The sequence below is a fragment of the Nonomuraea sp. NPDC051191 genome (assembly GCF_044455665.1).
Lineage (GTDB): Bacteria > Actinomycetota > Actinomycetes > Streptosporangiales > Streptosporangiaceae > Nonomuraea.
Genome location: NZ_JBITEZ010000012.1, coordinates 346009 through 366490 on the forward strand (window position 1 = coordinate 346009; position 20482 = coordinate 366490).

The 20482-nt window shown below is 69.1% G+C and carries 19 protein-coding genes and 1 pseudogene; 12 read left to right on the forward strand and 8 right to left on the reverse strand.

Annotation, left to right across the window (positions count from 1 at the left end):
- Positions 1–188 precede the first annotated feature (188 nt).
- Entirely contained in the window at positions 189–392 is a 204-nt protein-coding gene (locus tag ACIA8R_RS33655) for a hypothetical protein (protein ID WP_397041969.1), read from the forward strand.
- Positions 393–429: 37 nt separating this feature from the next.
- A complete protein-coding gene (locus ACIA8R_RS33660) occupies positions 430–735 on the forward strand; it encodes a hypothetical protein (RefSeq protein ID WP_397041970.1) in 306 nt (101 codons plus the stop codon).
- Positions 736–1318: 583 nt separating this feature from the next.
- Here ACIA8R_RS33660 and ACIA8R_RS33665 read toward each other — a convergent pair.
- The 5 genes and pseudogenes from ACIA8R_RS33665 to ACIA8R_RS33685 all read right to left on the reverse strand — a co-directional run bounded on the left by ACIA8R_RS33665 (position 1319) and on the right by ACIA8R_RS33685 (position 5484).
- Entirely contained in the window at positions 1319–2041 is a 723-nt protein-coding gene (locus ACIA8R_RS33665; RefSeq protein WP_397041971.1) for a site-specific integrase, read from the reverse strand.
- A gap of 379 nt (positions 2042–2420) precedes the next feature.
- Positions 2421–3005, reverse strand: a pseudogene (locus tag ACIA8R_RS33670) (hypothetical protein); the annotation flags it as partial.
- The gene (locus ACIA8R_RS33675) at positions 3002–3277 is read right to left on the reverse strand and encodes a helix-turn-helix transcriptional regulator (protein WP_397041972.1); all 276 of its coding nucleotides are present in this window, start codon (positions 3275–3277) and stop codon (positions 3002–3004) included. The gene ACIA8R_RS33675 and the pseudogene ACIA8R_RS33670, both read right to left, overlap by 4 nt.
- A 315-nt stretch (positions 3278–3592) precedes the next feature.
- Positions 3593–4537, reverse strand: a complete 945-nt coding sequence (locus tag ACIA8R_RS33680; RefSeq protein WP_397041973.1) for a DNA methyltransferase — start codon at positions 4535–4537, stop codon at positions 3593–3595.
- Positions 4537–5484: a hypothetical protein gene (locus tag ACIA8R_RS33685; RefSeq protein ID WP_397041974.1), complete on the reverse strand. Its 948-nt coding sequence runs from the start codon at positions 5482–5484 to the stop codon at positions 4537–4539. Before ACIA8R_RS33685 ends, ACIA8R_RS33680 begins: the two co-directional genes overlap by 1 nt.
- Positions 5485–6071: 587 nt before the next feature.
- Between ACIA8R_RS33685 and ACIA8R_RS33690 the strand changes: the two genes are divergently transcribed.
- The 10 genes from ACIA8R_RS33690 (at position 6072) to ACIA8R_RS33735 (ending at position 18605) form a co-directional block, all read left to right on the forward strand.
- Entirely contained in the window at positions 6072–6485 is a 414-nt protein-coding gene (locus ACIA8R_RS33690; protein WP_397041975.1) for a hypothetical protein, read from the forward strand.
- A 373-nt stretch (positions 6486–6858) separates the two neighbouring features.
- Entirely contained in the window at positions 6859–7695 is an 837-nt protein-coding gene (locus ACIA8R_RS33695; protein ID WP_397041976.1) for a hypothetical protein, read from the forward strand.
- A gap of 332 nt (positions 7696–8027) precedes the next feature.
- The gene (locus tag ACIA8R_RS33700; RefSeq protein ID WP_397041977.1) at positions 8028–8447 is read left to right on the forward strand and encodes a pilin; all 420 of its coding nucleotides are present in this window, start codon (positions 8028–8030) and stop codon (positions 8445–8447) included.
- Complete coding sequence (locus ACIA8R_RS33705; RefSeq protein ID WP_397041978.1) at positions 8444–10171, forward strand: hypothetical protein; 1728 nt, start codon at positions 8444–8446, stop codon at positions 10169–10171. Before ACIA8R_RS33700 ends, ACIA8R_RS33705 begins: the two co-directional genes overlap by 4 nt.
- Positions 10168–11127 carry a PrgI family protein gene (locus tag ACIA8R_RS33710; RefSeq protein ID WP_397041979.1) on the forward strand — a complete coding sequence of 320 codons (960 nt, stop codon included), beginning with the start codon at positions 10168–10170 and terminating at the stop codon, positions 11125–11127. Before ACIA8R_RS33705 ends, ACIA8R_RS33710 begins: the two co-directional genes overlap by 4 nt.
- Positions 11124–12995, forward strand: coding sequence for a VirB4 family type IV secretion system protein (locus tag ACIA8R_RS33715; protein ID WP_397041980.1), 1872 nt, complete (start codon positions 11124–11126; stop codon positions 12993–12995). The genes ACIA8R_RS33710 and ACIA8R_RS33715 overlap by 4 nt, the downstream gene beginning before the upstream one ends.
- Positions 12996–13024: 29 nt before the next feature.
- Complete coding sequence (locus ACIA8R_RS33720; RefSeq protein ID WP_397041981.1) at positions 13025–15580, forward strand: type IV secretory system conjugative DNA transfer family protein; 2556 nt, start codon at positions 13025–13027, stop codon at positions 15578–15580.
- 71 nt (positions 15581–15651) lie between these two features.
- The gene (locus ACIA8R_RS33725; protein ID WP_397041982.1) at positions 15652–16590 is read left to right on the forward strand and encodes a replication-relaxation family protein; all 939 of its coding nucleotides are present in this window, start codon (positions 15652–15654) and stop codon (positions 16588–16590) included.
- Positions 16587–17573, forward strand: a complete 987-nt coding sequence (locus ACIA8R_RS33730; protein ID WP_397041983.1) for a C40 family peptidase — start codon at positions 16587–16589, stop codon at positions 17571–17573. The genes ACIA8R_RS33725 and ACIA8R_RS33730 overlap by 4 nt, the downstream gene beginning before the upstream one ends.
- Positions 17574–17885: 312 nt before the next feature.
- On the forward strand, positions 17886–18605 hold the full coding sequence (locus tag ACIA8R_RS33735; protein WP_397041984.1) for a hypothetical protein: 720 nt from the start codon (positions 17886–17888) through the stop codon (positions 18603–18605).
- 100 nt (positions 18606–18705) lie between these two features.
- On the opposite strand, the gene ACIA8R_RS33740 is transcribed toward ACIA8R_RS33735, so the two are convergent.
- The 3 genes from ACIA8R_RS33740 to ACIA8R_RS33750 form a co-directional block, all read right to left on the reverse strand.
- A complete protein-coding gene (locus ACIA8R_RS33740) occupies positions 18706–19173 on the reverse strand; it encodes a hypothetical protein (RefSeq protein ID WP_397041985.1) in 468 nt (155 codons plus the stop codon).
- Positions 19170–19649, reverse strand: coding sequence for a hypothetical protein (locus ACIA8R_RS33745; protein WP_397041986.1), 480 nt, complete (start codon positions 19647–19649; stop codon positions 19170–19172). Before ACIA8R_RS33745 ends, ACIA8R_RS33740 begins: the two co-directional genes overlap by 4 nt.
- A 131-nt stretch (positions 19650–19780) precedes the next feature.
- Positions 19781–20368, reverse strand: coding sequence for a hypothetical protein (locus ACIA8R_RS33750; RefSeq protein WP_397041987.1), 588 nt, complete (start codon positions 20366–20368; stop codon positions 19781–19783).
- Between the last annotated feature and the right edge of the window lie 114 nt (positions 20369–20482).

Genomic DNA, 20482 nt, shown 5'->3' on the forward strand with positions numbered 1-20482 from the left:
CGCCCCCCTTCCCGGTCATCGTCGCGGTGCTCGTGCTGGGGCCGAACGTCTTCGCCGCCGCGCTCGGGCACCGGTGGCGAGCTCGCCGCCGGCAGGCCAGCGACCGCTCACTGTTCTGCCGCTGACCACCTTCACCCACGATCCCGACCTCACGACTCTTCCCCTCTCTAGTGAAGGAAGGTTCCTCCATGTCCCGTGACAAGGTGCTCTGCGCGATGGCACTGCTCCTGACTGCCGGGTTCGTTGCCTTCGTGCTGCTGGCCCCCGCCACCCTGGCTCGGCCGGCGTCCCAGGCGGTGCTCGGGTCCATCCTCTGCGGCGTCGTTGCAGTGATCGCGTGGAAGGTCTTCCTCGCCCGGCGTTCCACCGGCCGTAACCAACCACCTGCCTAGAAGTCGCCGCTGACCATCCTCTCTGGGAGACCGTCTCATGTCTGAACCTGTCCCCGCCGCCGTGGCCGACCAGGCCAGTACCTACCTGGGCGACCTGCAGACTCTGCTGAAGGCGCAGGGCCTGCACACCCGCATCCTCACGCAGCCTGAGCGGCTGCCGAGACTGAGAGTCATCAATCCCGGCTGCGCCTCCCTGTGCGAGGTCATCATGGCCGCACCGGTAGAAGGCGAGTGGAGCTTCTGGTGGTCGTGGGCCGAACCGATCACCCCGGTCAGGGACGCGGCCATCGCCGCCAGACGCATCGGCCACGTGCTGACTCCGGCCGCCCATCAGTTCGCCTGACCTGCCCAGGGCGGTAGCCGCCTCCGATATCGTGCGCCCGCCATCCCGCGACGGCGGCGCACAGGACTTGAGAGACCGCCAAAGCTGCCCGTTCGGCACCATCGGACAGGCTCCACAAACCCTGTCAGCCGCAACCCGTCATCGGGGCGGGAGCCTGCGGCTGGCAGCGCTCTCACCCGGCCGTCCGGGAGACCCGGTGAGAGCACACTTCTCGGGCGCGCTCGACCGTCGACCAGACGAGCTCGACGCACTCTCGAGATGGAGGTGACCGCGAAGGCCTGGAGTGCAGGCGTGGACGCGTCACCCCCGACGTGGCAGGCCGGTAGGCGGAGACCGGCCTGCCACCTGTCCGGCGGCGATCACGGCGGTGCCCCCGTCCGCCTGATCGCCGCCCAGGGCGGCCCCTCGATTGAGATGGCGTCGCAGACGCAGAGCCGTGCGACGTGAGGGGCCGCCCACCTCCGTAGACGTCCGGCAGCAGCACGCCACCTTCCCAGCCTGTGCTGCTGCCGGACCGAGACGCTTGGAGAAGCACCGCGGTCACGTCCGCAGGCCACAGCACCGACGTGCTTCTTCAGGACGGCTACCTGGTGGGCAGGTGGATCACTGCCCCCTTCGTCTCGCTGGGCATCTCCGTCCTTGTGGGATCAGTGGCGGCTCGTCCGAACGGCACTGGCCGGGGCGTGGGAACGGCCGGTCCGGTGAGAAAGGCGGCGGTTGCCTCGGCGGCAGCCGCAGCCGCCTCGGGGTAGACGCTGGTGTAGGTGTCGCGGGTGAACGCGGAGGTCTTGTGCCCTAGTGTTTCCTGCACGATCTTGATGTCTACCCCGGCGGCGAGCATCGCGGTGGCCGCGCCGTGGCGCAGGTCGTGCAGCCGGACCGGTGGCAGGCCCGCCTGGTAGCAGATCTGGTAGAAGCGGTCGGTCACATGCTGGGGATGCAGCGGCCGCCCGAACTCATTGGTGAAGACGAACCCCGAGTCCACCCAGTCCTCGCCCGCGGCCAGCCGCTCCCGAGCTTGCCGCTTCTTGTGTTCTTTGAGCAGGGCCATGGTCTCGGTGTCGACGGCGATCTCGCGATCGCTGGCATCGGTCTTGGGAGTGCCCTGGATCGGGTCCCAGCCGAGCTGGGTGATCTGCCAGTGAATCCCGATCCTCGACCGCTCGAAGATGACATCGGTCCAGCGCAGCCCCACCCCTTCCCCACGCCTCAGGCCGCGCATCGCGATCAGCCGATACAGGACGAACAACCGGTCCTTTCGCGCGTGCATGAGGAAGGCGTTCGTCTGCTCGGGCGTCCACACCATGACCGGCGAAGGCCGGGGCGCAGGCGGCGACCGGGTGGACCCGCTTACCCTGGCAGGTCCGCTTGAGCCAGTCCAGATGAGCGGCGTGGTCCTCTCGCCACTGGGTCACGCGCTCCACGGTCCAGATGACCGGCTTGGGCCGGGTCACCACACCGAGCTCGACAACGGCGGCGGGGTTGAAGTCCAGCAGCCGATCCTGGCGAATCGCCATGTTGAGCGCATGTCGAAGCGTCGCGCGGATGCGGTGCATCGTGGTGGGGCCGACCGGACGCCGATACCGGACGGCCTGTACACGGGCGGGGTCACCGCTGGCGCGTTCGGTTGCGATGATCTCGTTGAACTCCTCGATCGCGTCGAACATGCCGGCGATGTCCGACACCCGCAGCCGGTCCAGCCGGATGTCGCCCAGGTACGGGTTGAGGTACAGCCGGATGTGGGACTCATAGGCGCGTTTGGTGGTCGGCTCGATGGCGCGCTTGCGCTTGAGGAACTCCTCCAGCCACTCGGCGACGGTGACGTTCCGGTTCAGGTCCTGATGCGTGCGTACCTTGCGCCGCACCTCTTCGGTGTCGGGAAGCTGCTTGGTGTCCTTGAGCACCGACAGCATCAGAGCGGCGATCTGCCTGCGTACTGCCGGTTCGGAGTCCAGGGCCAGCAGTCCGCGAGCGTGATCCAGCTCCGCCTCCGCGTCCTCCAACGTCGCGAACCCGCGCCGCCGCAGCGGGGTCCGCCGCCTGCCGTCGGCGTGCGCGGGCAACTCCAGTTGGTAGGCCCACGTGCCGTGCGTCGAGCTCCACCGCTGGCCGCCGTCTGTGTGCGTGCTGCGCAGCTTCGGACATGTCTTACCGATGTTCTTGCCGGTCTCGGGATCGGTGCAGGCGCAGATCTTGTGCGTGGTGCCCCTGGCGATGGTCGGCCCCTTGCCCACCGTCGGCTTGACCAGCTTGTTGGCCATCGTGGTCATCCTTCCTCGCTGGTCGGACGGCTGTCGCCGCCCGGGCTGATGTGATCGAGTCGTTCTGCTGATGGGTCGAGTAGCGCCCGCAGCCCGCGCACCGGTACGGCGTAACGGCCGCCGATGCGCAACACCCGGCACGGGAACTCCCCCGCTTTCGCGAGCCGGTATGCCTTGGTGCGGCCCATCCCGAGCAGCCGCCCGGCCGCCAGCAGGCTCACCACCTTTGGCCGCTCGGCTGCCCCGGCTGCGAGGAGCTCGTTCGGGGTTGTCCTGGTCATGCGTCACCTCCATGCGCGTTGATGAACAGGGGCCGGTCGGTGCCGCGCGGGATGCGCGGCACCGTTCAGCCGGTGCGGGCTGTGGCGGGCGCTACGCCGCCGACCCGCCCGTGTCCGGTCCGGGGCCGGGGGTGGCCGTCCCCGTTGACGACGGGGCGGTCACAACCCCCGGCACGCCGGGGACGGGCGGGGTTGGGTTGGCGACGGGCGCTATCGACGCCCACCTTCATGGCCTGTGTCAAGCAAAATCCGCAGGTCAGGATACGAATCCCTGGTCCTGGCCCGAATACGGGCCGGGACCAGGGCCACGGGGCGCTACTTCAGCTCGCGGCCGTCTGGACGGTGCGAGCCGGGCGCGGCTGGCCACGGGCGAGGTGTCTGCGGGCGAACGAACACCAGCAGGTCCTCGTGCGCGACCGCGTGCACGGGCAGGCCGCGCGCCCATGCCTTGCGCGCCTCGTAGAGCTGGAAGAACGACGCCCGGTTGAGGAGGTGGCCGTCTCCGAGGCCGCACAGGAGGCACACGATCCGGTCGGCGAACACCAGCCCGGCGGCCTCAGCCACCTGATGAACGTGGCCGGGCAGATCGACCAGCTCGCCGCGAACCCGGTACGGGCGCACGGTGATCGCCACCACCCCGCCAGGGCGCAGCAGGTCCCTACATCCGGCCAGGATGCGGCTGAACCCTTCCAGCAGTGCCGGGAGTTGCTGATGGGCGAGGTTGCCGCGGTCGGCCGAGTAGTGGTGGTTCCACTTGCGCACGCCGGGCTCGCCGGTGTCGCGGGTGGAGCGGATGTGCCCGTGAGTGTAGGTCCCGTAGGGCGGAGAGGTGAGCACCAGCGCCGCCCGCCCAGCCAGGTCCGGCAGCAGCCGGCTGATGTTACGGGCGTCCCCAGCCACAACCTGGCCGAAGCCGGTCGCGCCCTGCTTCTTGGCGAAGCCGAGGTTCGCCGCAGCCAGGCGCACCCACTGCTCCTCGTACTCCACGCCCGCGGCGTGCCTGCCCAGATGGGCGGCTTCGACCAGGGTGGTGCCGATCCCGCACATCGGGTCGACCACCAGCTCCCCCGGCCGCGTGTAGGTGCCGATCACGCGGGCGGCGATGGAGGGGAGCATCTTGCCTGGATGCCCCATCGACTCCGGCAGATACCGGCCGCGCCGCTGCAACCGCGACGGCTGCTGCCCAGTCGCCCATACTGATGTGGTCGTCGTGATCGCGGTCGCCTCGGTCGAGGGCCGGTCCTTCGTTGGCTTGATCATCAAAGCTTCCCTCCCGCTGGTGCCGCCGTCGCCAGCTCGTTGGCTTCGCCGTGCTGTTCGGTGGGCCTGGGTTCCGGCATCGATGGACTCGAAGGCGTCATCGGCTTGGTGAACAGCAGCACGTCGCTGTGCGCCCTCGCGCTCGCCGGCAACCCGGCATGCTCTGGCGACTCCTGCCAGGCGGCCAGCGCCTGACGGGAGAGGCGGGGTTCGATGCGGTCGCTGCGAGCGGGCTGGCGCAGGGCGATGATGTGCTGCAGATACACCAGCCCCGCCTCACGTGCTCGGGCGATGATCTCCGGTAGCGGATCGACCACACGGTCAGCGCGGTGCAGTCCGGTGACCACGGCCAGATGCCCGCCGGGCTTCACCAGCCCCGCCATGTCGGCGAGGTCCAGGACCTGCGCCTCAGGGCTCGAGTCTGGCCGGCCAGCAGCAGCGAGCGCCTGCGGGCAGGACCGCTCGGCCACCACCAGGCCCGCGTTCCCAGCTAGGTCGGCCAGCACTGACGGCCCATGGTCTGCGGGGTCGGTGACGCGCAGGTCGGTGACCTCCAGGTCGTAGTCCGGGTGGGTGCGCGCCAGCCGGGTCCAGGTCACCCCCGCCAGTCCCGCGTCGGCGAAGACGGCCACCGGCAGGCGGCCCGCCGTCAGCGCGGCCGACACGACCTGGTGGTCGGTGGCGCCCAGATGGATGACGCTCTCGCCCACGCGGGTGCAGGCGGCGATCAGGTGACGGGCCAGCGGTCCGGAGACCGGGTGGCAGCAACCCGCCTGGCAGGTGGCGGCTACTTCGGTGTCGGCTGCGGCCAGCCACACCGTCAGCGGCACGTGTCCCCGTGAAGGGTCCTGAACCTCGCGGCTGACGCACAACTCCCGGAAGAGATCGATAGCCGGGGTGGAGGTGGTGGAGGTGCTGGACGATGAGGTGGTGGTCGGTTCGGTCATGTGGGTGTGGCCCGAATACCGGGTCAGCGATCCCTGTCACTGATCCAAATACCGATGCAGGAGCCTGGGTTGGGACATCAGGTCAAGCAAAGATCCCGTAATGCCTACCCGTATCGGACTCGCCCTGGCTCCTGCCCGGGGCCTCTCACCGATTGTCCACAGGCTGTGGCCAGCCTGCGCCAACCGGGCCGCCTGCTCGCTCATCGAGACCGCGCCAGCATCCTGTAGGGCGCATTACCGGATTTCGATTACGCCATTCACCCAACGTCCTCGCTCGATTACCCACAGGCTGGTTTGGCGGGTCGGACGCTGGAGGGGGGTCCGACCCGTCCCGGGTTGTCCAGACCCGGCCGCACCCTCGCCTCAGGCCAGCACCCCAAGACTGCCGCCGCCGTACCACCGCCAAACCTCGCCAACCTCCGCCTCTGTTCCTGTTTTCGCAGGTCACGGCTTTCTTGTACACGTGCCGTACACCTCTCGGGCAGCGATCCATCGCCCCCCTTTATCTCGGTTGGCCGCCACGGCCCGGCAGCATCGACCTAGGGTGGGAAGACACGCCCCAGCCGTGTCAGCGGGAGGTGGTGCACATGCCAGACCGGAAGAATGAACTGGCCGAACGCCGCTTCGCCAGGCTCGTCGATCAACTCAAGGCAATGATGAGCGCCGGCCTCAAGCCGGAGTACCGCGGCTTCTACGGCCAGCTCATCCTCACCCACGACGCCGTGACGGAACTGGGAGAGCTCGCCGGCCTACGACGAGCCGCCCGAGCAGCCGGACGCCAGCTCGGCTGGCACGTACGCACTCACGTCGCCGACAACGAAACCCTCTTCATCATCGACGACCGTGACCCTCCGCAGGAGATCCGCCAACTGGCGGACCGTCACGCGGCCGAGGCTGTCTCGGCTGTCATCACCCGCGCCCGGAACGAAGCCCGCATGCGCCGCACCAGCCAGCCCACCGCCTTTCCCGGCCAGCCGGACGACGTGGACCAGGATCACTGAACGTCCGGTCCGGCGGCCAAGACTGTGACCGGAATGCAGCGCTGGATCACCAGACCGAACTTGTGAGACCGCGGCCAGATGATGGCCCTACCCCTTGACGCAAGCTTGACCCGGCAGTGTCGGCGACGTCTTGTTATCGCAGGTCAACGCAGTTTCCTGCGTCCAGTACCGCGAAAAGCGATCTCCTGCCCGCCTGTGTCCCCCCGCCCCACATTCGGGGTTTCCGCAGGTCACGCATGGTTCCCGAGCATGGCTAGATCCTGGTGTGATCATTGCCGTGCCCGATGTCTGATCATTTCCCGCCCGGTTCCTGCACAGGCGCTCTGACCAGATGGCGACGTCCGAACCGAACCTCCTCTTCGGGAGCGTCGCCATGTTCCACACCTCGGTCCATCTCTCCACGGACCCCACCTCAACCACCACCACGTCGACCACCTCGGCCGTCACGACCGCGAGTTCGCTGCCGCTGGACGTGGCCGGGCACGCGTTCGAGCTGCTCATGCGCGGCCCGCAGCCACTGTCCGTCGATGGAGCCGAGCTCGGGGAAGGGCTCCCCGCTCGGCTCATCCCGCTGGACGAACTACGGCACCTGCTGCTGCACCCGTCCTGCACCCGCGCCATTCGCGACCATGTGTGGCGGCACCTGATCATCCAGGCCCGCACGCACCGGGGCGCGTGGATGGTCGCCGCCGTCGCACTCGCCCGCCCCATGCTGGGCCGCCTCGTCACCGCCCTGACCGACAAGACCCACATCGGACAGAGCGGCCATCCGGACCGGCTCACCCGCATGGATCAGGAAGACCTGGAAGCCGAAGTCCTAACTGCCTACATGGAAGCCCTGGTCCGGGTGAACCTTGCCTGGTCGCACCCGCTGCTGCGGCTGTCACGGCTGACGCAGTTCGCCGTGCTCCGCGCTCTGGCCGTCGAGCCGCCGCGTCCGCTGGCCGACCCCGACCTGCTCGACCGCGCCGAGAGCGGGCAGCAGGCGCTCACCTACCCGGCCGGCCACCCTGACCTGCTGCTCGCCCAGGCGGTCGCCGAAGGGATCACCACCCTGGATGAGGCGGAGATGATCGGCTTCACCCGGCTGGAGGGCATCTCGCTCAGCTTCTACTGCCGCCGCCGCGGCCTGCTGTACTGCACCGCGCTCAAGCGCCGCCAGCGCGCCGAGAATGCCCTCTACCAGGCGTTTCTCAAGCGCAACCTGTAGCGATCGGGCTGGCGCCAGCGCAAGGTCGCCAGCAAAGACGACGCAAAATCCGCTGGCCACCATGTCCCAACTCGACGCTTCGACCTGGTCTTTGGACAGGTGAAGGCAGCGCGGAAGATCGCCGAGCCCGGCAGCGGGACCCGTACCTGGTCACCGGTCCCTGTCACCCGGCCCAGCCCACGCTCCGCACCTCGAAGGAGGAAGCCCACCTCGGCCCCGCAGCCGGGTTCGGCACCTCCGCGCCGCCCTCTTCCCGCACCATCGGCCCGCGCAATCGCTCGCCCGCGACCGCGACCGCCGTTCGCTCCGCTTCACGCCCTGGGAGGCAGCACATGACCCGCCCGCGCCGCACCACTTCACCGCATGCCCACAGCTTCAAGATCTGTCTCATCGTTCTGGTCGTTCTCGGCGGTCTCGTCATGGGCACCCTGCTCGAATACGTGATCGTCCATGCCGTCGCCTTCGCTGCCGCCCACGCCGACTCCACCGGCCTGGACTCGGTCAACGCGGCAGCGGCTCCGTCCTCGCTGAACGCGGTGATCGACAACCTGCGCAACGTCATCGTGGGCCTCCTCGTAGCACTCGCCACCCTGTTCCTCACCGTCGCAGGAGTCCGCTACATCCTGGCCGGCGGCGACCCAAGCGAAGTCGAAGCCGCCAAGAAGGGCCTGCGCTACGCCGCCCTCGGCTACGGCATCGCCGCCCTCGCCCCGCTCCTGGTGACGATCCTCAAAGGCATCGTGGGCGCGTGATGATCCGCCGCCAGGAACCGGGCGGAGCGGGAAAGCGGCGGACGGCCTGGCTGGTTCGGGCCTACTTGAGCTTCCTGCTCGCCGCCGCAGCAGCCGGGCTCGCCGCACCCCCGCCAGCCCGCGCCGAGCCCACCCCGACGCCTTCGGCCATCACGAGCCCGAGTCCGGCTCCGTCGCCGCAGGTGACCTGGATTCCGCCTGCCACCACGCCACCTTCCGTTCCGTCCGGTGGGGTGCCGGAGTGCGGGTGGTTGGATGTCGGTTGCAAAATCAACCAGGCGATGAACGGCTGGTTCACCAGCCTTGTCACCGACGCGATCAACCCCGCCTTCGTCCTGGTCGGAAGCACCCTGCTGGCCGCCCCGCCGCCGATGATGCTGGAGCGGGTCCGGGAGCTGTCCGGCCATGTCCAGCTCGTCGCCAACGCGCTCCTGGTGCTCATGGTGCTGGCCGGTGGCGTGATCGCGATGGCCCACGGCAGCCACCCCGGCAACTCCACCACGCCCGGCGAGATCATCCCACGCCTGATCGTCGCAGTGATCGCGTTGAACGTCTCGCTGACCATCTGCCAGTACGCCATCGAGCTGACCAACGCCATGGTCACCGCGCTGCTCGGCGATGGAGTCGACGGAATGCGCGCGGGGAACCTGATCGCGGCCAAGGTGGACGGCCTGATCAAGGCCCCTAAGGGCACCGTGCTCTTCCTCGTGCTGCTGATCGGCGTGGCGGCGCTGATGGGCCTTGTGCTTGCGTTGATCGGCCTCATCCGCATCACCCTGCTCGTGTTCCTGATCATCGTCGCGCCGCTCGCCCTGCTGTGTCACGCGCTGCCGCAGACCGAAGGGATCGCGCGCCTGTGGTGGCGCTGCTTCTTCGGCCTGCTCGCCATCCAGGTCCTGCAAGCCATCGGGCTGATCCTGGCGTTCAAGCTGTTCCTCACAGACTCCGCCGCCGCCTACCCCCTCGCCCCCGCCAACCCCGGCACGGGCGATGCGGTCGAGGCCACGATGCGGCCCACGTTCAACCGGGCCCTGGACGCGCTCATCTTGATCGGTGTCCTGTTCGTCCTGATCAAGATCCCTGGCTGGGTCGCCAAGACGATCTGGCAGCAGGGCCAGCCCACCACGCTCAAACGCCTCGTCAAAGCCGTGATCGTCTACAAGGCCCTCGGTGCCGCCCGCTTCCTCGGCAAGACCGGCCGAGCCGCCGCTGCCCGCAAAGGCGGTACGGCAGGAGTCCACCGGCACGGCGGACCAGGCAACGGCATGAGCGGCCCCGGTCGAAGCCCGAAGCCGGGCAGCCCGACCAGGCCCAAGCGCCCTGGCCCCACAACTCCAACCAGCCCGCAGACGGGAGCCGCCATGCCCAACCGTTCACCGTCCTGGCGGCAACTCGAGCTCCCGCTCAACATGCCGGCGTCCATCCCATCCGCTCCAACCCAGGAAGCGGCTGCCGCCTCAGCCCGCCGGGCCCGGCAGGGCACCCAGCTCGCGATGCCGTTCCCGGTCGCCCGTGTCCCCCGCCCACCCGCACCGCCGGGTGCTGCGCCGTCGCGCACGCCTTCGGCGTCGGCGTCGGGGCCGTGGATTCGACCCCGCCCGCCGTGGGTGCAGGACCGGCTACCCGGCATGCCCACCCGCGCGCCCCGCCGCGGCCAGCTCCGCCTGCGCCTTGACCCGGCGCCCCGCCGCACCCCGCCCACTCCACGAGGAGGGAACGGATGAAGCACGAGGCAGAGCCGCCGCCACTGGCCCGCATTCCGGCCGACATCAACCAGCCCGACAAGATCGCCTACGGGCTCTCCTTCCGTCAGCTCCTCATCGTCGCTCTGACCGGCGGCATCGCCGCCGCTGTCTATTACCTGTTCCACCAGCTCCTGCCCGTCGTCATCCTGGCTGCGATCCTGCTCCCGCTCATCGCCCTCGGCATCGCCATCGCCCTCGGACGACGGGACGGGCTGAGCCTGGACCGGTTCGCCCTCTCCGCCGTACTGTTCGCCTGGACTGCCAAGAGGCTGGTCGCCGCGCCGGACGGAGTCACCGAGCCGCCGAGGTGGTGCCGCCTGCGCGGCAAGCTGCCCGCGCCCCTGCGGCTCCCGGTGCGGGCCATCCGCACGGACGGCGCGCTCGAACTCGCAGACGGCGGCGTCGCCGTACTGGTCGAGACCGGCACCTTGTCGTTTCACCTGCGTACCACCGGCGAGCAGGCCGCGCTGGTCGGCGGGTTCGGCAGGTGGCTGAACTCCCTCGAAGCACCCGTACAACTGCTGGCCCGAGCACGGCCGGCGGACCTTTCCGACCTCATTCAGTCCGTCGAGGCCCAAGCAGAGGTCCTGCCGCATCCGCCGCTGGCCCAGGCAGCGCGCGAGCATGCCGCCTACCTGGCCGAGCTGAACACCTCCCGCGAACTGCTGACCCGGCAGGTTCTCGTCGTGCTCCGATACCAGGCGGCTTCTGGCCGAGGCCGACGGTCAGTACGGCGGGACACCTCCGCTGCGGTGGTCTTGCGCCGGGCGGCAGAAGCCGAACGCGCCCTGGCCTCGCTCGGCGTGACCACTCGTGTCCTGGCCGCCGATGAGGCCACACACGCGCTCACCGAATGCCTCGACCCCGGCGCCCGTCATCCCGCCGGCCAGGTCCTGCCCGACGAACTCATCACCTCGACCAGGAGTACGTCATGAAACTGCGCCGCCGTACCCGAGAGCAGCGGCCGAGCGCCCTCACCAGCCCAGCCGCCGTGCAAATCGGCATCCGCGCCATCGCCCTGCCCAACGCCGTCGCAGCGTCCTTCGCCGTAACCGGCTACCCCCGCGAGGTCGGCGCTGGCTGGCTCGAACCCCTGCTCACCTACCCCGGCCACCTCGACCTGTCCCTGCACATCGAACCCATCCCGCAGCAGGTCGCGGCGATGCGGCTCCGCCGCCAGCTCGCCCGCCTGGAATCGGCCAGTCGCGCCGACGCCCAGCACGGCCGCCTCCAGGACTTCGCCGCCGAGGCCGCTGCCGATGACGCCACCGACCTGGCCGACAGCCTCGCCCGAGGCCACGGCCGCCTGTTCAGAGTTGGCCTGTACCTCACCATCCACGCCTCCAGCGAGGTCGAGCTGGCCGCTGAGGTCGAACGCGTGCGGGCGCTCGCCTCCTCGCTGTTGCTCGACGCACAGCCTGCCACGTTCCGCGCGTTGCAGGGGTGGACGACAGGTCTGCCGCTCGGCGTCGACTCCCTGAACCTGACCCGAACCTTCGACACCAGCGCGCTCGCGGCGGCCTTTCCGTTCACCTCACCCGACCTCGCTACCGAGATCGGCAAGACGAGCGTGCTGTACGGACTGAGCGCCACCGGCTCCGGCGTCGTTCTGTGGGACCGCTACGCCCAGGACAACCACAACTCCGTCGTGCTGGCCCGCTCCGGTGCCGGCAAGAGCTTCTTCACCAAACTCGAAACGCTCCGCCTGCTCTACCAAGGGGTCGAAGTCGCGGTCGTCGACCCCGAAGACGAATACGCGCGCCTGGCCCGCGCGGTCGGCGGCACCTGCCTGAGCCTCGGCGCCGCCGGGGTCCGGTGGAACCCATTCGACCTGCCCGCCAGCCACGGCCCACGCGATGACGTGCTCTCGCGCCGGGCGATGTTCCTGCAGACGCTCACCGCCACCATGCTCGGCGGACAGCTCACCGCCCAGGCCAGAGCTGTTCTGGATTCGGCGATCATCGCCACCTACGCGGCTGCTGGGATCACCCGCGACCCCGCCACCTGGACGCGGCCCGCGCCCCTCCTCGCCGATCTGGTCACCAGCCTTACCAGAATGGAAGGGCGAGGAGGAGAAGCCACCAATTCGGCCGGGGCGGAGCTGGCCGCCCAGCTCGCACCCTACGTGTCCGGCTCCTACCGCGAGTTGTTCGACGGCCCCACCACCACCCATCCGTCCGGGCACCTGACCGTGTTCTCGCTGCAGGACCTGCCCGAGGAGATGAAAGCGGTCGGCATCCTGCTCGCCCTGGATGCGATCTGGCGGCGGGTGGCCAACCCCCGCGACCGCAGGAAGCGCCTCGTCGTCGTGGACGAAGCCTGGCTCCTCATGAGGGAGCCCGAGGGCGCGCGGTTCCTGTTCCGGATGGCGAAGGCCGCACGCAAGCACTGGGCCGGGCTCGCCGTCATCACCCAGGACGCCGCGGATCTGCTCGGCTCAGAGCTGGGGCAGGCGATCGTCGCCAACGCCGCCAATCAGGTCCTGCTCCGCCAAGCCCCTCAGGCTATCGGCGCGGTCGGGGACGCCTTCGACCTGACCGACGGCGAGCGCCAGTTCCTCCTCACCGCCGAACGCGGCGAGGCGCTCCTGGTCGCCGGCCCCGCCAGCCGAGCCCCCTTCCACATCATCGCCTCTCCCCAAGAAGCAGACCTGATCACCACCGATCCCGCCCACCTGGCCGAACTCGAGCAAGGCGATCAGCGCGCCCCGCAACCGGCCGGGTCCGCTTGTCCGCTCGATGCGCCCGGCTTCACCGAGTTCAGCCGTGACCACCAGGACGATGAGGAAGGCGACCCCTTGTGATAACGGACCTGCGTTTCAGCTCACGATTGATGCCCTCGGACCTGAGCTCACCCTGTCTGCTGTGCGGCATCGATGAGAACCACGTCCAAGACGCTCTGGACTTCCTCGCCCAGCTACCTACCCGCCTGCCCGAGTTCGCTCTCGCCCACGGGCCCTTTCTACTCGCCGTCCTGGCCCTGACCTGGGTGGTGGACCGCGCGGTGCGCTCCCTACGCGGCTGGGCCCGTCACGCCGACATGATCCCCCAGGCCCGGCTCATCGAGATCTCCTCCCCGCCGCGCAGCGATCCCGAAGGCGCAGCGGTGCTGTGGCGGCAGCTCATCGGCCTGCTCCGCCCCGCATGGAAACGGTTCTTCGACGGGCAGCCGCATCTGGTGTGGGAGTACCACGGCAGCGACGCAGGAGTGCGCATCCGGCTATGGGTACCCGGAACCATCCCGCCCAGCATCGTGGAGAAGGCCATCCACGCCGCGTGGCCCGGCGCGACCACCACCATCAGCCCCGCCACCCCGCCCATCCCCGCAGAGGCGAAGGTTGCGGGCGGGCGGCTCGTACTCGCCGCGCCCGAGCACTTCCCGCTCACCACCGACCATGACCACGACCCGGCCCGCTCACTGCTGGAGGCGATGAGCGGACTGCGCGAGGGCGAGCACGCCGTCGTACAGATCCTCGCCCGCCCGACCACTGGCCGCCGCCTGCGGCACGCCTACCGGGCCGCCGCCCACCTTCGCGGCGGAGGCAGCCGACACCACCTCGGCCGCCTCTTCGACGAGGTTCTTCAGCTGCCCGACAGCCGCTACCGCCACCGCACAGGCGAGCTCACCCGCGACTTCCCCGAGCGCGCCGAGCAGGTGCGCGCAATCCTGGCCAAGGCCGGCCAGCCGCGTTACACGGTCGCCATCCGCTACGCCGTCTCCACCAGTCGCGAGCCCGCTGCAGCCCCGCAACCATCCAATGTCCGTGCCGGTGCCACGACTTCTCCGGACCTGGTCCGCGGGTGGCTGCGAGGTCAAGCTCACACCTTGGCCGGCGTCTTCGCTCTCTACACAGGCAGCCACCAGTACCTGCGCCGAGCACGCCTCTGGCGGCCCGGCCGCGCGATCAGCTCGCGCCGCCTCGACGACGGCTGTCTGCTGTCGGTCGCCGAGCTGGCCGCGCTCGCCCACCTACCGTGGGACATCGACGCCCCCGGCGTCACCCGCGCCGGAGCCCGCCCCGTCGCCCCGTCACCGGCCATACCCCGCAACGCGGCCGGTGGTACCGCACGCATCCTGGGCGACGCCGACAGCGGCCCACAGCGCCCCGTCGCGCTACCGGTGCGGGACGGGCGGCACCACACCCACGTGCTCGGCGGCACCGGCGTCGGCAAATCAACCCTGCTGGCCAACCTCGTCCTGGCCGATGCGGCCGCAGGCCGGGGCGCCCTGGTCATCGACCCCAAGGGCGACCTGATCACCGACATCCTCAACCGTCTTCCGGCACGGGCCGTGGGAAAGACAGTCGTGTTCGACCCGCAAGATGCAGGGCCGCCGCCGTCGATCAACATCCTCGCCGGGCCTGATCCCGCCTTCGCGGTCGACTCCGTTGTCACCATCTTCCACCGCTGCTTCTCCACAGCCTGGGGACCACGCGTAGACGACCTGCTCCGCTCCACCTGCCTCACCCTCACCTCCGTCCTGGGCCGCAAGGCGGCCCTGGGCGAGGTGCCGAGGTTGCTAACAGATCAGGCATTCCGCGCGCAGATCATCACCAAGCTGGATGACGGGCTGCTGGGCGGGTTCTGGGACTCCTACGAAGCCCTCACCCCAGCCGGGCAGGCAACCGTCATCGGCCCGGTGATGAACAAGCTCCGCGCCGTCCTGCTCCGGCCGTTCGTGCGGCAGGCACTGGCCAGCCCGGACACCACCGTCCCCATCGGCAAGCTCCTCGATCAGGGAGGGCTCGTACTGGCTCGGCTACCCAAAGGGATCTTGGGCGACGATGCGGCCCGGCTGTTCGGCTCTATCCTGCTCGCCCACACCTGGCAGGCCGCCACCCGCCGCTCCAACCTCGCAGAGGCCGACCGGCTGGACGCCTCCCTCGTCATCGACGAGTGCCACAACTTCCTCAACCTGCCCGGCCACGTCAACGACGTCCTCGCCGAGGCGCGCGGCTACCGGCTCTCCCTGGTACTCGCCCATCAGCATCTCGACCAGCTACCGGCGGACCTGCGTGAAGCGCTGTCGGCTGACGCGCGGAACAAGGTGTACTTCAACGCCTCGCCCAAGGACGCGAACGACCTCAAGCACCACACCGCGCCCCTGCTCACTCCGCACGACCTCACCCACCTCGGCGCCTACCAAGCAGCCGCCCGACTCATCATCGGCGGACAGCAAACCTCCGCGTTCACCCTGCGCACCCGGCCCCTCCCCGCACCGATCGAAGGCCGGCAAGAAGCAGTCAGGCAGGCGTCCCGAGAGCAGTTCACTCAGCCCAGCCGTACCCCCCGGTCTCCCGTCCGCAGGGCCCGTCAGATCCGCGTCGAGCTGGACCTGCGCCCTGCCATCCACAGCCAGACGACTACGCGAGACGAGCAGCTCGACTGAGGCTTTCTCGGCCAGCCACTCCCCCGCCACCACAGCTCCACCAGCATCCATCTCAACCTTGGAGAACCGTCATGCCCATCACCCGCCGCCCGCTCGGCCTGCCCCGCTTCGACGCCGCCGCCATCGCCCACGCCGCAGCCCGCCTCACCCCACGCGACTACCAGGTCCTGGAGCACCTTCTTCACCACCGGGTCCTGACCACTCACCAACTGGAAAAACTGTTCTTCACCAAGCCGCAGCCCACCCGCCGCCGCCTGGGCATCCTGCGTAGCCTCGGCATGATCACCCCCTACCGGCCCTGGACGCCCACAGGCTCCTATCCACACCACTGGATACTCGGCCGGGCCGGAGCCGAACTCCTCGCGCTGCGCGACCAGACCACGATCAAGGAACTGGGCTATCACCCGGACCGGTCCATGAGCGTCGCGGTGTCATCGCTACGGGGTCACCAGGTCGGCGTCAACGACTTCTTCGTCAACCTCGCCCACCTGGCCCGCCACCGTCCCGACACCCAGCTGCGGGCCTGGCTGTCAGAGAAGCAGTGCGCCCAGATGTGGGGCGACCTGGCCCGGCCCGACGCCTACGGATGCTGGGCCGAGAACGGCCGCCAGATCGACTTCTTCCTCGAACACGACACCGGCAGCATGACCCTGGCCAAGGTCACCGGCAAGCTCGCCTCATACAGCGACCTCGCCGACACCACCCGCATCACCACCCCGGTGCTGTTCTGGCTGCCCAGCCGCACCCGCGAATCCAACCTCCGCAAGCTAATCATCACCACTGACCTGCCGATCGCCACCGCCGTACAGACCGAACTGGACGACGGCCCGGCCGGGCCCTGCTGGCTTCCCACCACCGCCACGGCCGGACAGGGAAGGATGCGGCTGGCCGACCTCGCCAACGGCTGGCCCCACCTCACCCTTGGCCAAGCCCCCGGACAATCCACCATGGCTGAAGACGGCGACGCATTCCTTGACCGCATCTTCGGCGCGGAGGAGCCGGGAAGGTGAAGGTCGCCGCGGCCGGCGCCGCTCTCCTGCTGCTCATCGTCTTGGCCTTCCTCGCAGCCGCCACCATCATCGTCACCGGCTCGGCAACACCCGGCGGCATGGCCTGCGCGATCACACCCGCGACGACGGCGAGCAGGACGGCGGGCGAGCCGGTCGCGGCGCCCCTGACCGCTACCAGCCTCGCCACCGCCATGACCTTGGACGGCGAGCAGCAGGCCAACGCCACGCTCATCGTCGAAGTCGCGATGGAACGCGGTCTGCCCGCGCGGGCGGCGGTGATCGCCGTCGCCACCGCCCTGCAGGAATCCCAGCTGCGGAACCTGCGCTACGGGCACCTCGATTCGCTGGGGTTGTTCCAGCAACGCCCCCTACAAGGTTGGGGGACGCGTGAGCAGATCCTTGATCCCCACTATGCGACCGGCACCTTCTACGACCATCTGGTCAAGGTGAAACGCTGGGAGCAGCTCCCGCTCCCCCGCGCCGCCCAGGCCGTGCAACGTTCCGGCTTCCCTGACGCCTACGCGCAATGGGAGGCACTCGCGCAACGCGTCGTAGATGCCTCGGCCGGGACGTGCGTCACGATCATTCCTGGCGAGCAGGTCGCCGCAGTCATCGCCTACGCCCACGCCCAGCTCGGCAAACCCTACGTCTGGGGAGCCGAAGGACCAGCGTCCTTCGACTGCAGCGGGCTGACCATGCGCGCCTTCCAAGCAGCCGGGATCTCCATCCCGCGCGTCGCCGCCGACCAATGGCGATGGGGACCCCCCATCCCGAGCGGGCAGGAACAGCCCGGCGACCTCGCCTTCTTCCGCATGGAACCAGACGGGCCCGGACACGTCGGCATCGTCCTCGGAGGCGGCCAGATGATCCACGCACCCAACAAGCGCACCGTCATCCAGATCGACACCTACCAGCGCAGTGACTTGATCGGGTTCACCCGCCCGGCCGCCCACGCACCCACCAGCCAGCCCGACCCGCGCTGACCATCCGTCACCCGACGCACCGGCCCCGGATGACGCGCCGTTCGGCATCCCGACACGGGGGCTGTTTGGAACGCCCTTACCGGCCGCCATACGGCCCGTACAGCGCCGCCAATGGGCCCTGCGGCACACCGTGACAGGGCCCAACCGGTGGTGACATGACGCCGCCACAAACGTGACCCGCCGGGTTGCCGACACCCCTATCCGCACGGTGAGCTGCGTGCTTCTTACCCAAAACCCCTGATTACTCAGGGCGACTTGACCGATACTGTTCGGGAAGATCTTGTTGTGGCACCAGGTGAAGGAGGCGCCCCCGTGCGCGCGATGCGGCTCGCCCCGTCCCAGCTCGTCGTCAGCCTGCCCGAGGATCTCAACCACCCGATCAAGATCCGAGCCAAGCACAAGGTCGCCGGCATGCTCCTGCTCGACCGAGATCATGCCAGCCGCCTCGACCGAGGCTGGAACGTGCCCGGCGTCTACATCCTGCTGGACCGCCCCGACGCGAAGGGCCGGTGGGGCGCCTACGTCGGCAAGGCCACCAACCCGGGCCTGCGTCACCGAGTCCTGCAGCAGCTCAAAGACCGCGACCACTGGTACAGAGCCCTGCTCATCCGCTACGAATCCAACGACGACGAAACGCTGAACAGCGCCGAAGCCGGATGGCTCGAAGGCGAGCTCTACAACTGCCTTGAAAGCTCCAGACTGGTCGACCTCCACAACCGAAGCAGACCCCAAGACCCCACCCTGACCGAGGACGACGAAGCCAGCCTCTTCGACTACCTGCTCCCCATCGAATCGGTGCTCCACTTCATCGGCCACACCCTCACCCCCCGAGCATCCGATGCTCTCGACGGTGATGGCCCTTTCACAAGGAGGATCGAATCCAAGGCCGAGCCTGGCTCAGACAAGCCCAAACCATACGTAAGCATCTTCGGATATGGCCCCAACCCGTATCTTCTCCAGAACCCAACCATGGAAGAGGCAATGGCAAGGTTCGCGCTGATCTTGGCAGGAAAGCGCCCCATATCGCGCTGACGCCGCCACACACCCTCTTGTGAGCCGGTGGTGAAGGAGGTGTGCCCCGGCCAGCACACTGGACTTGTGCTGGACGGGGCATACCTCCTACATCACCGGCTCAGCTACCGCCATACTCCTCCTCGTTGTGCCCGTACTCGTCCACGTCACCGCTGGACTCTCCGCCGAAGATCCGGCAGGCGAGCTCCTCCTCGGCCGTGAGGATCACCGCCGACAGCTCGGGAACGCCGGTGGCCAGCGCCTTGTACAGGCGGTGCCAGCCGTCGATGATCAGCATGCCGCCGTTCGGGACGGTGGCCACGATCAACGGCTCGGACAGATCTACGTGGGCGGCGTGCTCGGTGCTGATGGCGATCAGCCGGAGCATGCCCGCCCATTCCCTGGGATCGATCCGGCCCTGCGGGGTGCGGGCGCGGGTGAGCTTCTTGGCGGTGGTGATGTCCCACCTCCATGCCATCATCTGGAAGAACTCCACCCGCGAGCTATCCGGGTGGCGCGTGCCGGGACGGCTCGTGGCTGGCGGCTCGGGCGCGCTGGAGGGATTGCCTGTGGCAGTGCTGTTGCTCATGCCTTCGCCTCCTGCGCCGAGCTGCTGCTGGGGGCCTCTGCTGGGGAGGCCGGCTGGAGTGTCTTCGCCTGGGCCAGGAAGGTTCGAGCCGCGTCTTGCCGGATGAGGGCCAAGGCCCGCTCGAAGTGGGCCAGGGCGAGTTCGTGCTCGCAGTGCAGTCCGAGGATGCGGCAGCTCGTAGCGGTGTCGAGCGCGCTGGCGTCGTCGTCCAGGTAGGGGCTGATCCAGGAGACGAACCTGGCCACCGTCTCCTCCGAGGCCAGGCCCCGGCCGCCTCGGGCGTGCCGGATGTGCCGGTCGACCAGCAGCCACCACCCGGCGAGCGTCTGGGCATGCAGGATGTCGTAGAGCACCTCCGCACTCAGCCGCTCGCCCCGGCTCAGCCGCCGTCCGATGGTGTCGGCGTTGTGCTGCCGCATCTGGCGGGCCTGCTCGGTGATCGCCTCCACCGACACCGGCTCGCTTGGGTTGAGCACGGAGGTGGCGGCAGTGCCAGTCTTGGGTGCAGGAGCCGGTGCATCGGGGTGTTGTGGGTTCCGCATGGGACTGTCCTTTCGTGACGTGGTGGGGTCCGCACCGGGGCGCGCTGGCGCGGGGTGTTGGTCGTTCATGACGCGTCCGCCGACGCTGGGGGCATCACCGGGGACGCTGCTGAATCGTCGGCGTGGCGGTGGTTCACGGGTGCGCCCGGAGCCGGGATGTCGGCTTGGTCGCCGGACTCGGTGGCGAGGTAGTGAGTCAGGATCTGACCGCTGGCGTTGAGGAAGTCGCGGGCGGCGATGCGTGAGGCGTGGGCGAGCGCGTGCTCGAACAGCGTTCCGGGCCGCCCGGCCGGTGCCTCGTTCGTGAGGTAGTGGCGTGCCCAGGAACGCACCCGCCGCACCGCGTGATCACAGGCCAGCCTCTTGACCGTGATCTGCACGTCCACCAGATCCCACCAGCCGCGCGATGATCTGGTGTGCTCGGCGGCGAACAACTGCTCGCCCGACAGCCAACGTCCGTTCTGCAGGGCGGCAACCGCCTCGGCCGCCGCCGCGTAATGCGCGTGACGTGCGGCGGTGATCTTCTCGAACGTCAGCTCGTCCAGCGAGCATTGCGTCTGCCCGGCCCAGACATTGGTAGTGCCCGAGGTCGGGGCGGCGGTGGGCGGCCCGTCATCCGGGAGCGGGGGGCGCGGCCGGTACCGGTCATTCATCGCATGCGTTCCTTTCGTCGGGTGACATGGATAGGTGCGGGATGAGGGTCATGAGGTAGCCCGCTGGTCCGGCGCTCCGCCCTTGCCACTGCAGGCAGAGGGCGGGCGAGACCA